This is a genomic window from Streptomyces sp. MNU76 (assembly GCF_020982545.1).
GTDB lineage: Bacteria > Actinomycetota > Actinomycetes > Streptomycetales > Streptomycetaceae > Streptomyces.
This window is the reverse complement of the sequence record NZ_JAJKLK010000003.1, coordinates 1,462,363-1,475,990: the sequence shown is the minus strand read 5'-3', so window position 1 is coordinate 1,475,990 and position 13,628 is coordinate 1,462,363. Positions and strand designations below refer to the sequence as shown.

General features: G+C 69.3%; 12 protein-coding genes. All 12 read right to left on the bottom strand.

Features of this window, described 5'->3' with window-relative positions; all coding sequences use genetic code 11:
- Positions 1-289: 289 nt before the first annotated feature.
- The 12 genes from E4N62_RS12995 to E4N62_RS12940 all read right to left on the bottom strand — a co-directional run bounded on the left by E4N62_RS12995 (position 290) and on the right by E4N62_RS12940 (position 13,597).
- Positions 290-484 (bottom strand): hypothetical protein, encoded by a 195-nt coding sequence (locus tag E4N62_RS12995; RefSeq protein WP_230214024.1) that lies wholly within the window; start codon positions 482-484, stop codon positions 290-292.
- Between the two features lie 453 nt (positions 485-937).
- The gene (gene fxlM / locus E4N62_RS12990; RefSeq protein WP_230214023.1) at positions 938-2,176 is read right to left on the bottom strand and encodes a methyltransferase, FxLD system; all 1,239 of its coding nucleotides are present in this window, start codon (positions 2,174-2,176) and stop codon (positions 938-940) included.
- Positions 2,177-2,379: 203 nt separating this feature from the next.
- Entirely contained in the window at positions 2,380-3,555 is a 1,176-nt protein-coding gene (locus E4N62_RS12985; RefSeq protein ID WP_230214022.1) for a hypothetical protein, read from the bottom strand.
- Positions 3,552-4,553 (bottom strand): thiopeptide-type bacteriocin biosynthesis protein, encoded by a 1,002-nt coding sequence (locus E4N62_RS12980; protein WP_230214021.1) that lies wholly within the window; start codon positions 4,551-4,553, stop codon positions 3,552-3,554. Before E4N62_RS12980 ends, E4N62_RS12985 begins: the two co-directional genes overlap by 4 nt.
- Positions 4,535-5,761: a lanthionine synthetase C family protein gene (locus tag E4N62_RS12975; protein WP_230214020.1), complete on the bottom strand. Its 1,227-nt coding sequence runs from the start codon at positions 5,759-5,761 to the stop codon at positions 4,535-4,537. Before E4N62_RS12975 ends, E4N62_RS12980 begins: the two co-directional genes overlap by 19 nt.
- On the bottom strand, positions 5,758-6,489 hold the full coding sequence (locus tag E4N62_RS12970; RefSeq protein WP_230214116.1) for a thiopeptide-type bacteriocin biosynthesis protein: 732 nt from the start codon (positions 6,487-6,489) through the stop codon (positions 5,758-5,760). Before E4N62_RS12970 ends, E4N62_RS12975 begins: the two co-directional genes overlap by 4 nt.
- 8 nt (positions 6,490-6,497) lie before the next feature.
- Positions 6,498-8,765 carry a lantibiotic dehydratase family protein gene (locus E4N62_RS12965; RefSeq protein WP_230214019.1) on the bottom strand — a complete coding sequence of 756 codons (2,268 nt, stop codon included), beginning with the start codon at positions 8,763-8,765 and terminating at the stop codon, positions 6,498-6,500.
- A gap of 128 nt (positions 8,766-8,893) precedes the next feature.
- Positions 8,894-9,100, bottom strand: coding sequence for an FxLD family lanthipeptide (locus tag E4N62_RS12960; protein ID WP_230214018.1), 207 nt, complete (start codon positions 9,098-9,100; stop codon positions 8,894-8,896).
- A gap of 58 nt (positions 9,101-9,158) precedes the next feature.
- On the bottom strand, positions 9,159-10,382 hold the full coding sequence (gene fxlM, locus E4N62_RS12955; protein WP_230214017.1) for a methyltransferase, FxLD system: 1,224 nt from the start codon (positions 10,380-10,382) through the stop codon (positions 9,159-9,161).
- A gap of 103 nt (positions 10,383-10,485) precedes the next feature.
- The gene (locus E4N62_RS12950) at positions 10,486-11,151 is read right to left on the bottom strand and encodes a hypothetical protein (protein WP_230214016.1); all 666 of its coding nucleotides are present in this window, start codon (positions 11,149-11,151) and stop codon (positions 10,486-10,488) included.
- Positions 11,148-12,233, bottom strand: coding sequence for a class I SAM-dependent methyltransferase (locus E4N62_RS12945; protein WP_230214015.1), 1,086 nt, complete (start codon positions 12,231-12,233; stop codon positions 11,148-11,150). Before E4N62_RS12945 ends, E4N62_RS12950 begins: the two co-directional genes overlap by 4 nt.
- The gene (locus E4N62_RS12940) at positions 12,230-13,597 is read right to left on the bottom strand and encodes a phosphotransferase (protein ID WP_230214014.1); all 1,368 of its coding nucleotides are present in this window, start codon (positions 13,595-13,597) and stop codon (positions 12,230-12,232) included. The genes E4N62_RS12945 and E4N62_RS12940 overlap by 4 nt, the downstream gene beginning before the upstream one ends.
- Positions 13,598-13,628 lie beyond the last annotated feature (31 nt).

Genomic DNA, 13,628 nt, shown 5'->3' with positions numbered 1-13,628 from the left:
CCGTGACCAAGAGGGCGGGTACGAGCGCCAGAAGCCTCAGCCGCAGGCGCAGCCCCTTCTCGGTGCGCAGCGGCTCAGCGCCGCGCGCACGCCGGCGCTGTCCACGTTGGTGACCGACTGGTCGCGGGCATGACAGATCAGACATGGGTGACCTCGCGGAACGTGGTCCTGACAGGGAGGAGGGAATGGCGGGCATGTGGGAGTGGCCGCCGGGGCACGCGCGCCAGACCGCAACGGACGGGGGAGGCGGCGTACGGCCCGGGCCCACGGGGGTGCCCCGGCGGCCGGTCTATATACGGAGCCCGCTGATCATCTCGACAACACTCTGCACGCCGCGGCTGATGGACGGAGCGAGTGAGCTGTCGTGGAGATAGAAGCCGAGGAGTACGGCCGCTATTGCGTGACCGGCCTTGAGGCCGCCTTTGCGGATCAGTAGCCACACCATGACGGCCAGCACAACAACCAGGGAGACAGTGATGCTCACGGAATTCGGTTTCTGCCGGGCGATTGCGTCCGAGGGACCCCGTTTTCCCAATCGGGTCGGCGGCAATGGTTTTCGTGGCTGCGGGACGTGAGGCGTCAGCGCGCCTGACGGATAGCGCGCCTGCGCAGCTGGTGACCGCATTGGTCCAGGCGCGGCCGAGATAGGCCGCCATGCCGGCTAAGGCGGGAAACGAGGCGGGCACGATGTCCTCCGGGGGCGCAGACTTGTCGTCTCGCGTCATGTCCGCGACGCCCGGGTGACCGTTTCCAGCCTTCGTTGATTTTACAGGTAAACCAGGGAAATGATCGATGCTCTCAGGCCAGAAGCCTGTGAAAAATACGTGCTGCGCAAGGGGGTTGGCACCTAGAACGGGAAATGCACTGTTCTGCCTGTTTGGTGATGCTGGTCAACCGGGCTGAAATTCCTCTTCATTGCTGTGATGGCATCGCTGGCTCAACTCCTGCGGGGCCAGTCGACTGCGAGGCGGCTGCAGGGCTTGTCCATGACGAAGCGTGGCTCGGAGGCTGTCAGTTGGTTGCGGGCGTCACCGACGGCCATGCGGAAGCTGGGCTCGGGTGAGTTGTTGCCCCAACTTTGGTTCCACTCGCTGATTTCGGTGGCGACCTGGTCGGCAAGTTCGGCGGCGCGCGGGCCGTGGCCCATGACGCCGATCTGCCAGAACGTACCGTGCTCGTCCTCGCCTTCCTGCTTCGTGAGATAGGCCAAGGAGTCATTGTCGAGTGCGGTCATCGAGCCCCAGCCGAAGTTCGGGATGAGGCCGGATCGGGTCCCAGGCATCCGGGACAAGCCGTTCGGCAGTACGTATGCCAGATACAGATAGAGCCACTGGTAGGAGTCGCCCTTGCGGAACTTCACGTTGGTGTAGATCTCGGCCGGGGGCTGGTCCAGGACGGTGCGGATCGCCTCGCGGTCGACATTCTGCTCTCTGTAGGTCTCCAAGCGCACGTCGCCGTCACCCGCCATGTCGACCATGGTTCGGATGTCGTCGCAAACACCCTTGCGCAAGGGGACGAACGTCATCATCTCGGTTGAGACCGTCCGCCAGGTCTGGCCGTCGCGTTCAAACGCAAAGCTGCGGGAGATGCTGCCGCCAATTCGCATCGGGATGACGAGGCGCCCACCGGGGGCGAGCTGGTCGAGAATCCGCACGGGGATGTCCGCAGCGCCGACCGTGAACTGGATGCGGTCAAAGGGCGCATGCTCGGGCAGACCGGTCGCGCCGTCGCCCAGTGCTACGGTCACGTTTGCGGCCCCGGCCTGAGCGAGGTTCTTCCGCGCTCCGTCAACGAGGTCCTGGTCGACATCCACGGTCCACACATGGCCTTCGAGAGCCACGAGTTCTGACAGCAGACGGGCGTTGTAACCGGTGCCGGCCCCGGCTTCGAGGATCTTGTGGCCGGGCTGAACGCCCAGTTGTTCGAGCTGGGTGGCGACGATGGAGGGGGCGGAGATGCAGGAAATCATCGCGCCCGTCGCGTCGTGCTTGATCGCCACAGCGTCGTCGACGCAGGCGCTCTGAAGGTCGACGCCGGGGAGGAACCGGTGGCGCTCGGTGCCCCGGAAGGCGGCGATGACTTCCGGGGTGCGCAAGTGGCCGCTGTCGACGAGGCGGCTCACGAGCTCGTCGCGCCATACGGCGGGATCGGTGACGGGCGTCATGGTGGTTTCCATTCGCGGGAGGTTAGGGGCTGGCGGGGTGGAATGACGGGGAGGCGCGTCGGTGGCTTGCGCCTCCACAGAGGCGACTTCGCGGCGCAGGCGATGCTCCGGCCTCCTGCTGGTCGGAAGCGCTCAGGTGTGGTCCAAGGCGGCGATTGCGTGGCGGATGAGAGCGGAACGTCGTCCACGCCTCCAGAGCATCGGCGGTAGTTGCATCAGCTGACGCCTGGCCGTCTCGCATGCGGCGATATACCTCCTTCCTGAGTGAGGCACTGGGCGAGGTTCGCCCCAGCCGTGCTGACAGCCCGCATCATCGTGGACAGCACCGGTTCCGGCAGCGTGCCCCGGCCGAGGCCGCTGTCGTGGACGATCGCCTCCAGTTCGTGGCGTGACCGCTGTTCGGCCGGTGGGGCGGGGTGGCGGAGGATTTCGCGTGCTGCGTAGGCGTCGCGTGCCTGTGTGGTGTCGCTGACGATCGCGTCGTACAGGGGGCGTGCGAGGACTTCGCAGCCTTCCGGTATCAGGTCGATCGCTGCCAGGGCCAGCCGCACCCGGAACATGCGTAGGTGCGGCGGGGCCGGTTCCAGAGCATCCCGCACGGCGAGTGCCGTAGCGGCGAACCCTCTTGCTGTGGCGCGGCCCGCACGGTGGTCGGCGTAGTGGCGGAGGATCTGCGCGACGGCTTCCTCCCACGGTTCGGTGATGGTGGCCTTGTCGATCAGGGAGTTGGCCATGTCCTGGGCGTCCGTATGCAGGCTCGCCACGACGTGTGCTTGCCTGCTGCCGTACAGCCGCTCGGGTTCCTTGTCGTAGGCGGTCGCGTGCTCTGCCGCTTGACGCCAGTGGCCGGCGGCGACCAGGAGCCGGGTTCCGTCGTCGAGCAGGAGGTCGTGGAGCCAGGGCCGGATGTGCTCCAAGGTGGCTTCGGTGGTGAAGCCCGCCAGGTCGATGGTCTGCCCGTGGACGGTCACGCTGCCGCCGTCATGCGCGGCGCGGTGCACGCTCATGAGCTGCTGATAGGCGGCCTGTGGATCGCCCGTTCGGGCGGTCAGCCGTACGAGGTTGACGATGGGCTGGAGGCTGGCGATGGCAATGTCCCCGGTGACGGGCCATGCGGCCTGGAAGAGGCGGAGCTGACGCAGGCAGAGGTCTGTCGCCAGGTCGGTCAGCCCGCAGTCGGAGGCGATCAGTGCCGACAGGTTCCAGGTGGCGCACGCGAGGTTGATCCGGTCGACGAGGGGTCCGTCCTGCGCCGACTTCTCCGCGCAGGTGCGGACTTCGTCGATCCGTGCGGCGAAGCTGGGGTAGACGAGGTGGGACCGGCTGACCAGGGGAAACCGCCTGGAGAGCCGACGGAGCCTTGCCTGTGGGTGCTGTGGTGGCGCGGTCACGGCATCGGCCTTTCCGTGGGGTCAGCGGGATGCAGGATTGCGGTACGTGCCGCATGAGCGAGAACGCTCTGGATGCGGGCGGGCAGGCCCATCCGGTTCCAGTGGAAGATCACGTGGTAGGAGATAACCTCGCGCAGGCCCCGGTCGAGGGCTCCGTCCCGGGCGGCTGTGCCGAGGTCTCCTCCGGCCTGCCGAAACGCGCTCACCCAGTCGGCGGCGGACTTGAGGGTGCGGTCCGACTGGAGCATGGGACCAGAGGGGCTGGTGTCAGCGATGAGCAGCTGTCGGAGGCTGTCGGCCATGGCGTGGACTTTGGCGGCCGGTACGTCTGAGGGGAGGGGCCGTTCCCGGGTGACGCGATGCCAGACGTCTCCTTGCTCGTACCACTCCAGTCCGGCGGCGCGCATCAGGGTGGCGCACAGCAGCAGTGACAACTCCCGGCGGCCCAGCTCGCCATGGGCTGTGGTGAGGATGGCGTGGCTGTCGGCGTGGAACAGGGTGTGGGCGATGGTCATGCTGGTGTCGCCGCCGAACGCTGCGGTTTCGGGCTCGTAGATGCCGGGCCACCAGCGGTGGACTCGCCCAGCAGCCGTGAGTTCGTCGAGCATGTCGGCCAGTGCCGGGGGGAGCTGTGTCCCGACGGCCGGGAGCAGCCGCATCCGCCAGCACGGGTGCTTACGGATGAACCACCACCCGGTGATCAGAGCGTCCTGCTGGGCCAGATCCAGGACGGGGACGAGGTGGTCGGCGGCGGTCTGCTCGGCCTTGTCCCAGTCGGTGAACTGGATGTACAGCTGACGCCATGCCGGGGGTCCTGACTGCTGGGCGAGGGCCTGTTGCCCGGCCTGCTGGTAGACGGCGATGGCGGCGTCCAGGTCGGCAGGCTCGAGTCCGGCGCGGGCTGCGGCGGTGTACGTGTCGGTGCCGGCCAGGACGTCCAGCACGGCGTGCAGGGTCGCTTCCAGGCAGGCGGGCTGGATCAGTCGATCAGTAGGCATGCGTCCCATCCCGAGGTCGGCGCAGCGTCGTGGGCTGCGGTGGCCAGGGCGAGGGCGGTGCCCGCGTCGCCTTGCAGGAGGCCGGGGTCGCGGCCTGGATGGGAGTGCCGGGTCAGGGTGGCGGCCAGGTCGGGCAGGGTGGCGCGCAGAGCCGGGGTAGCGGCGTCGTGGGCGGCGCGGAAGGCGGTCTGGTAGATGCCCGCCCAGCCGTGGCACAGGCCGGCGTCGGTGATCTTGGACAGTTGATCGGGGTCGGTCAGGCAGCGGACTAGGGCGTCCTCGTACAGTCGTTGGCGAGCCGGGTCGCGGCGGGCGAGGGCGGCGATCTGTCCGGCGCGGGCGATGCCGGGGGTGCCGTAGCACCAGCTGGGCCGTGCCGGGCCGCGTTGGGCGGGTCGGCCGGCGTGGAGTTCACCTAGGCGGAGGTGCTCGGGCCACCAGAATCCGGCGGGGCCGTCCTGCCGCCATGTATCGAGCCAGTGAAGGATGGTGTCGATGGCGTCTTCCTGGCCGTCGACCCTCGCGCCTTGGCGCAGGGCGCGGGCAAGGAGCAGCAGCGGGCCGGTGATGCCGTGGGCGGCTCCGAAGTTGGCGTGGCCGGCGGGGACGGTGGACGGGGTGAGGTTGGGCTGGTGATCGACCCACCAGCCGGGCAGCATTTCCTGGTCACCGTGCCGGATGGGGCGGGTCAGTTGTACGAGGTAGGTAAGGACGCGTGCCATCGCGGTGCCGGACGGGGACCGGCGCAGCAGGTAGGCGCCGATGCCGGTGAGCCCGTAGAAGATGTCGTACTCGTGGAAGTCGGCTGGACGGCCGTGGTGGATGCGAGTTTGCGCTGCGTCGCATCTGCGGTGGGCGAGTTGAGCCACGTGGTGGTCCAGGGCTGCCAGCGCGTCCTGATACCTGGGTGCCTCGTCGGTGACGGCGCAGTCGAGCATGAACGCCGCCGCAGGCGCCCCCAGGTACAGGCCGCTGGTGTCGGCGGCGCTGACGGGGGTGGCGACGGCGGTCTTGATCCAGGGGTGCGCCTGGTGCCAGGTGCCGTCCCCAGTACGGGCGCGCTCGATGTGCAGGAGCGCGGATCCTGCGACGCCGGCGGCCAGGTCCTGCGCCGCCCAGGGCTGGTCTTCGGGCGGCGGGACGGGGGTGGCCAGGTGGCGGGCGAAGGCGTCCGCCAGCACGGCTGGGCTGGTTGTTGCGGTGGTCACGGCTGCCGCTCCCGGTGTCGCAGGGCACAGGCTCGGGCGAGCCGGCCGGTGGCGCGTTCATGATCGGGGTCGACGGGCAGCGCCCGCACGCAGTGCTCGTGCAGCAGCGACCGCAGCACGCTGTCGGCGTTGCGCTCGGTTGACAGCTGCTGCCGGTAGGCGGTCAGGGCGACAGTGCGCTGCCCCCAGGCGGCGATGACCGCGGGGCCGCCCGGCAGGGCTCGGAGGGCAGTGTGCTCGGGATCGGCCAGAGCCAGGGCCAGCGTGACGCGCTCCCGGGCGAGAGGGCCGCGTTCTTGAGGCAGAGCGCGGGTCAGCCAGTCCGACGCCTGATCTGCGTCGCCGGTGAACTGCACCGTCAGGTCGAACATGCTCGCAGCGGTCAGGGCCTGTTCGGTGCCGGCGTCATCCGCGGCGGCAAGGATCTGCGCCACGCCGGCGGCCGAGTCCGCGGCGAACACCAGGTGCGCGGCGTCCAGAGCGGAGCCATGCCCATACGGGCCTGACTTTGGCGTGTAGGTGGTCAACTCCAGTCGGCCCGCCAGACGTTGGCTGCCGAGGGCGTCTGCCCAGCCGGTGACCTGTTGGGCGGCTGCGCCGAAGGCGGCTGGATCGGGGAGGCGAAGGTACAGATCCAGATGCTGGTCGGAGGCCGGGCGGTTTGTGTCGCGATGGCGCCTGAACCACCAGAGCGGCATGGTGTCAAACTGGTCGAGCAGCGTGGGCAGGTGGCCGGTCAGGATCTCGTCGTAGCGCTGGGGGTGCGCGAAAAGACGGGCATACAGGACGGTGGGCTGGCTGGGCGTCCCGGTGGCGGCGGCAGCGGCCTCCGGCAGGCGGGGCGGGTCGGCGGGGTGGAGTTCGCCAGAGGGATCAGGAGCTCGTGGGGGCGGCCGATCCATGCCCAGTCCCGCGCAGTGGTGCTTTCGCGCAGTTCGACAACGCGGTTGCGGTCTACGCCGGCGCGCAGCAGCGCCCGGTGGATGCGCTGGTCGAGGTCGAGGGGCAGCTGCTGGCCGTCTTCGACCAGAGCAAGGCGATCGGGGACGCAGAGCCGTTCACGCCATCGGGCCAGTGCCTTGTCCCAGTCGGCCATGGGGGCGGACCGGCCGGGCAGTTCCTCGGCGGACAGCAACCAACGGGCAGGCGCGAGGATCGTCCGCTTGTACCGCACGCGTGGCAGGTAGGGCAGGGTGGCGGCGACGCCGAAGGTGAACGCCCGGTAGGCGGCGCTGCGGGCGGTGGTGATCTCCGCCAGGAACCGGGCGAGCGGCGGTGTGTGGACGGACGCTTCCAGCGCATGGGTGACGCGAGGCTCGACGTGCTGCCCCGTTGACCTGCGCACCAGATAGAACCGGCGGGTATCCGCAGTCACCGCCAGGTCGTCGAGCGGGATCACGCCGGGGCCGGACTCGTGGTGCTGGCCGAGAGGGATGGTGAAGGGCAGGACCTGCACGGTGCGGGCGATGTTCTCGTTGCGGCGCCGGCGAGGGGTGAACGACAGCTGCGCCGCGATGGCGCCGGGGTCGGCGGTCGCGTACGAGTCGGTGAGCGCGGTCTGAGCGGACGGCGGGAGCAAGTGCGCGAACCGGCCGAGCATGCTGCTGCCGGGGCGGGGGGCGCCGGTGACCAGCAGCCGGTAGTCGCCGCCCTGCACGGCCTCCAGAGTGGGGGCGTGGATCTCCACGGCGATCTCGGCCCGGGGCACGGGCAGCAGCGGTTCGGTGTGGCCGGTGGTCAGGTCGGCAATCGTCGCCCGGGTGAGGACCAGCTCACGCCTCCCACCGAGCATTGCCTCTTGGAGCAGGCGCAGGATCTTCTCGTCCCGGTCGGTCACCTCATATGGCGGGCGGGCGCGCTCGGAGCCCAGGAAGCCCGCGGGCAGGCCGAGGCCGCTGTCCGCGACCAAATCCAGTACGGGCACGAGGGCCTCGTTGCCGTACCGGTCGAGGAACCGCTGGTGGTAGTCGCGCCATTGCGGATAACCGTACGGATGAGGCGACAGCTGGTGCATGACCCCGGCTGCCTCGGCGGCTTCGGCCAGGAGGGCTTCGGGGATGTGGGCGGTGCAGTCCAGTGCGGCGTCGACCAGCAGCGGGACGCGTCCGGTGGTACTCACGTGCTGCATGCTCTGCGTCAGCGGGTCGCCGAGCGTCCAAGGGGTGACGGTGTCCGGGTGATTCAAGCCGCCCCGGATGGAAGCGAGCTGGGAGGCCAGCTCTGTGATGTCGGGTATGCCGGTGGCGTCTGCTTTCTCCAGCTCATCGCATATGTGGGCGAGCGTGTCGACGGACGTCATCGGGGGCCACAGGCTGCTGATCAGGATGTGCTTGCTCAATAGGTCGAAGATCAGGCCGGCGAGCTGCTCGGGGCGTGCGGTGGGGAACTGCCCGGACAGACGGTGCACGAGCAGCTCGTACGGGATCGGGGTGCGGGCAGCCTCCAGCACGGCGGCCACGGGCCGGGTGAGGCGGACCGACAGCTCGATGGGGGCGTAGCCGGAGGTGTGAGCGTCAGTCGGCATCCCGTCCACCACGTGCCGGTTGCCGCGGGAGCGGCCGGTGTTGTTGGCCACGACCGTCAGCCGGGCCAGCAGAGCGGGGTGGCTCTCCAGGCGGGTAATGACGTCCGTCAGCCAGTCGGAATCAGGCCGCAGAACAGTCCGGTACCCCTCACCCCACAGAATGTGGGCGGCTTGAGCGGGCTCAGCGGGGGCGACGCCGGCGAATACCCCGAACGGGGTGGGCCGGTGGTTCCACCGCAGGAGGTACGCGGCAACAGACCGGACGGCCCGCCTGATACGGCGGTCGTCGGTGACGGTGTCGTTCAGGATCTCGGCGACGCGCTGACACAGGACGGGGCTGGCTGCGGACAGCGCCGTCGGCACTGGAGCGCGCCATACCTCCTCCAGCCACTGCCGACCGCGGATCGTGGCGTCGTCGCCGTGCAGGTCAAAGTCCGGCACGGGGATCGGCCGGGAAGCGGTGGAGGCGCGCAGCAGCATTCCGGGCTGCCTCTGATACGTGAGGGGTATTCCGTGGGCCACCGGTGTCCCTTCCTGTTGTGGGGTGCGCGGACGGGGGTGCCGGGGCGGCAGCGATGATCGGCTGTCGCCCCGGCGGACGCCGCGTGTCAGGCGGCGTCCTCGATGGAGGACTGGCAGGCGCTGGCCCCGTTCACGCAGGTGTTGCCGCAGCCGTCGCTGGTGGGGCACATGAAGACGGTGAGGGGGCTCTCGGAGATGACGACCTTGATGTCCAGCTCGAAGTCGTCGTCGGCGAGGCTGTCGACCGGCAGCACGGCAGGGGCGGTGGGGTGGTCGAGTACGGCAGTGGTCATGCGATCACTCTCTTTGTCCGATGGGATGGTGCAGAACGCCCTGGCCCAGCGCCGCGGTTCAGACGGTCGGCCAGGAGATCGAAATCCGGCTGTGCCTCTTGTCGATGATCCGGTCGCCGGTGATCCGGTCATCGGGCGTGCCCGCCGGGTAGACGGCGATGCGTGGGCCGTCAGCGCCGCGGACCTTTTCGCTCCAGGTGCGGAGGATGTCGGCGATTCGCTCAGCGAACTCGGCCGCGTCGGGCCCGAAGGCGTGGACGCCGTACTCTGCGGTCTTCTTCTCGGTGTCGCGGCGCACGACGGTGTAGGCGAAGTGCGGCCCGTCGATGGCGACCATGGACCAGCTGTTGCCCGTGGGGCCGATCTTGCCGGTGGTCAACTCGGGCTTGGTGGACATGAAGCAGTACGTCGGGACCTGCGTGGACAGGTACATCTGGAGGGTGCCGATGGGCTCCTGGCTGGCGACGGTCACCCCGGTCCACGTCTCGGCGCGGGCGCTGTTCAGGACGCCGTCCAGCAGAGAGGGGTTGGCGGGCAAGCCCTCGTCGAAGCGCAGAGTGATGCCCTCCGCTCCGGGGAGCTGCATGACCTGCTGGGCGTGGGAGCCAACACCTTGCACCGCTACGAAACCGCACACGTGGGCGCTGGTGGCGACGAGGTGGTCAGCCTGCCGGATGAACCCGTACGTGCGGGTCAGGCCGTTGATGCGCAGCGGCACGACGAGCCGGCCGTCGTCCTTGAGCTGGTCGATCCAGGCGGGCGGGATGTCCCAGGAGCCGACCGTCACCACGATCGCGTCGTAGGGGGCGTGCTCGGGAAGGCCGTTCTCGGCGTCGGCGACGACGACGTTGACGTCCGCATAGCCGGTCTCGGTGAGGAACCGCTTGGCTCGGTCGGCGGGCGAGGGGTCGATATCGACGGTGGTGACCTGACCGGCGGGTCCCACCAGCTCCGCGAGGTAGGCAGCGTTAGGCCCGTTGGTGCCGATCTCCAACACGTTGTCACCCGGGCGGATGCCGGCCTGCTCCAGCTGCATCGCCTGGATCTGCGGAGCGGACACTGAGCTGGTGTGATTGCCGTGCTCGTCCTCATGCGTGATCACGGCGTTGTACGTGCTGTATGCGTCGCTGAGCGGTGCCTCCGGTACGGCAAGGTGCCGGGGTACCTTGCGCATGGCGGCCTCGACCGCGGGCGACACGATCGTGCCGTCCTCCTTGAGCTGGTCGACGACCTTGTTGCGGAGCCGGGTGGCCTCGTCGGGGGCCACGGTCACATCGGTCATAGAGGGGTTCCTTACGGGGCCTCGTGCGCCTTCGCCTCCGGCGTTGGCGCCAACTGCATGGTGGTTCGGCGATGGATGCCGGCTGGCGGAAGCCGACTGTTGTTCAGCGCCCCAGGGGCAGCTCCTGGATCCGTTCGAAGGTGTAGGCGTGGCGGTCGGGATGCTGGGTTTCCATTACCAGCCACACGGACTTGACGCGCACCGTCACGTGATGACGAGCGCGGCGTAGCAGGGCTGAGGCGAGGGCGTCTGCCCGGTCCATTTGGTTGAGGTAATGGGTGTCGACCTTCCCGTAGGCGGCCGACATGTGAGGGAAGAACGTCTCGGTGGCCTCGGGCAGGACCAGGCCGGCGTTCGCCAGGCCGGCCCGGACTCGCAGATTCAGGTGCAGCGGGTCCAACGGGGCGTCATGGGGCCAGACACGGGCGAGGACCGCGCTGCGGCTGAGCGCGACCGGGCCGATGTCGATCGTGAACGGCTCCTGTTCCACCAGATCAATCCGAAGGGCTTCGGCGGTGTCCTTGAGCTGCCGGGGACCGACGCGCTCGTCGGCGTAGTCGTACGACCGGGCGCCCTGGATGGTCCAGTGCAGGTCGTCGTCGACGACCGGGGCCACGATGTCCTCGTACGGAGCGAGGACTTCTCGTACCTGCCGGAAGTAGTCGATTACCTCGGCCGGCGGCAGCCACAGCACATGGGGGCGGACGCTGTCCTCGGCGGGAGCGCCTTCGGCACGCCACCGCCGGCCAGCACTCATGAACGCCCTCATGCCGCTGTCACCTCCAGCTCGTGCAGGGCGAAGTCCGCGGTGACCAGCAGGTGGTCCGAGGCGGCCTCGGCGTCAGGCCCGTAGTGGGTGGTGTGTGCGCGAGCGGTGGCGGCGATGTTCTCCGTGACGCGCAGGGTGTCGATGCGCCGACGGCCGAAGTCGTTGGCGCGCCCCTTGGTGTCGATCCAGTGTCCGCACGACCACTGCCATGGCGCTGCATCCACCTTGCCGTCAGGTAACTCGTGGGTGCCCAGGCGGTGTTGCCCGATTAGCGCGTGGCCGTCCGGGTTGGTGACGATGATGCCGACGCCCAGGACTGCCTGGGCGAGGGGTGCCCGAAGGCTTCGCTCCTGCGCTACCACCCTGGGTTCGTCGGCGTGTGGAAGGCGGCGGGCTTGGATGAGCTGGCAGACGACCGGGTTGTCGGCACCTGGGGCGTGCAGGAGGTCGATGGACTCGACGGCGAAGCCGTGCTCGGCCAGTAGCCCCTTCCAGACCTCGGGGGCGAGGATCCACATCTGCACCGGGATCGGGGCGGTTTTCGCCAGCCGTACCTCCTCCTGGCGAGCGGCGACAGTGGGGAAAGGGCCCAGCCCGTTCAGGTTGGTGTGCAAGGTGGAGAAGACCAGTCGTCCGCACGGCCGGATCCCGTCGCGCAGCGCGGGAAGCAGCCGGTGCGGGTCGATGTAGGACAGACCGTGCACGGAGTAGACCAGGTCGTAGGGTTCACTCTCGCGCAGGTGGGCAACGGCGTCACCGGTCAGGAACCGCCCGCCTGCCAGGGCGCCGAACCGGTCGCGGGCGCGCTGCTGCTGGGTGGGGGAGATGTCGATGGCGTCGACGAAGGCCGCGTGGTCGCGGGCGAGATGCGCGGCGTGGACTCCGGCCCCGGAGCCGAGGTCCAGCACGCGGTAGCCGGCGACGTCGCCGAGGATGCTCGTGCCGGGGCCGGTGCCCCAGAACCCCCAGTCGATCTCGGTGACCTCCGGGGGCTGGTAGCCGCGGTCGAGCTGCCTGCGCCCGTACTCACGCCAGGCATCCTCATTCACCCGGTCCGATGTTGTCGGGTCGGATGTCGTCATGCTGCCTCCTTCCAGAGCCGGTGCAGGGTGCGATGCCCACGCTCGACGAGTTCGGGGTCGCCGTGCGCGGCGCCGTACTGGATGCCGCTGAGCGCGTCGAGGGCCGACAGACCCTTGAGCGCTTGGGCCTCCTCCGGGGACAGCGTGCGGCCGTAGCCGTCGAACAGGGCGGCTTCGAGCGCGGGCGCGTCAATCCAGGTGTCGGCGATGCGTACGAAGTCGCTGACGAGGGGCCCGATTTCCGCGCGTTCCCAGTCGATGAGGGCCAGGGTCCCGTGGTCGTCGAGCAGCAGGTTGCGCCGCTGTACATCACCGTGGCGACGGCCATGGGGGACGGGCGGGACACGGGGCAGGTGAAGGGCGAGGGACCGCACCAGCGTCTCCTCCCCGGGCTTGAGGAGCCCGTCGGCTGCCGCCAGATGGCGATCCAGCTTGGCCAGCCCGCCCAGGGCCTGCGCCATCATCGGGGGCTCGCCGAGGTGGAGGGCCCGCAGGAGCTGCCCGAGCTGGCGGTAGACCGACTGCCAGGCGGCCATGCTCAGGTCGGCGCCGTGGAGTACGCGGCCGGGAAGCGCGCTGACGATCACGGCGAGTTGTTCGGGGTCGGCGGCGACGAGCTGCGGGGCGCGGCCGGCTCCGAGGGCCGGGGCCCACTCTCTCAGGGCGCCCACCTCACGCTGGTGGAACTTGGGCCCCTGGTGAATCTTCAGGAACCAGCTCCCGCTGTCGCGTCCGGTCAGCCGCCACACGCGGGAAGCTTCCCGCGCCCAGGAGGCGTCCGTAACCTCCCTCAGTGGGCCGATCGTCTGTTCAGCGAATGAGCCGAGCTGCTCGCCCAGGACGGCGTACGGGTCCGGCGCCCGCGCGGGCAAGGAGCGCAGACGGCTTGGCCCGGTCGCGTCGTAGGCGATCGGGTCGTCGGATTCCTGGAGGTGCAACGCGAAGGAGTGCCCGTCCCGGTACGCCTTTAGGCCGGCCCTGCAGTACGCCACCATGTCGTCTGGCAGGTCATGGAGGGCAAACCAGTCCAGCTGTGAGCAGCGGTCCGGTTCGGCGATACGCGGGACCCCTATCCACCGGGTGACCTCGAAGAACCAGCCGGTGCGGTTGTGGCCCGCGGGGCTGCGGTGCTGCATCACCAACGCGACGCGGACATCGACCGGCCGGATGATGATGCCCAGCTCCTCCTCGGCTTCCCGGACCAGCCCGGTGACCACGTCCTCGAAGTCGCCGTCGAGGTGCCCGGACGGCAGGTGCAGCAAGCCCGAGGCATAGGTGTCGCCCGCCCTCCGGCTCAGCAGCACGTCGCCGCCACGCCGCAGGATGAGATGGACGTCGACCGGCTCCCGGTGGCGCTGTGCCATGTCGTCCCCGCCTCGATGCGAGGCTGTCGGC

Bases quoted from the DNA above. Each gene is read 5' to 3' on its own strand.
- E4N62_RS12950 (WP_230214016.1), bottom strand. From the start codon at position 11,151: ATGAGGGCGTTCATGAGTGCTGGCCGGCGGTGGCGTGCCGAAGGCGCT.
- fxlM (WP_230214023.1), bottom strand. From the start codon at position 2,176: ATGGAAACCACCATGACGCCCGTCACCGATCCCGCCGTATGGCGCGAC.
- E4N62_RS12940 (WP_230214014.1), bottom strand. From the start codon at position 13,597: ATGGCACAGCGCCACCGGGAGCCGGTCGACGTCCATCTCATCCTGCGG.
- fxlM (WP_230214017.1), bottom strand. From the start codon at position 10,382: ATGACCGATGTGACCGTGGCCCCCGACGAGGCCACCCGGCTCCGCAAC.
- E4N62_RS12960 (WP_230214018.1), bottom strand. From the start codon at position 9,100: ATGACCACTGCCGTACTCGACCACCCCACCGCCCCTGCCGTGCTGCCG.
- E4N62_RS12965 (WP_230214019.1), bottom strand. From the start codon at position 8,765: ATGCTGCTGCGCGCCTCCACCGCTTCCCGGCCGATCCCCGTGCCGGAC.
- E4N62_RS12980 (WP_230214021.1), bottom strand. From the start codon at position 4,553: ATGCCTACTGATCGACTGATCCAGCCCGCCTGCCTGGAAGCGACCCTG.
- E4N62_RS12945 (WP_230214015.1), bottom strand. From the start codon at position 12,233: ATGACGACATCCGACCCGACAACATCGGACCGGGTGAATGAGGATGCC.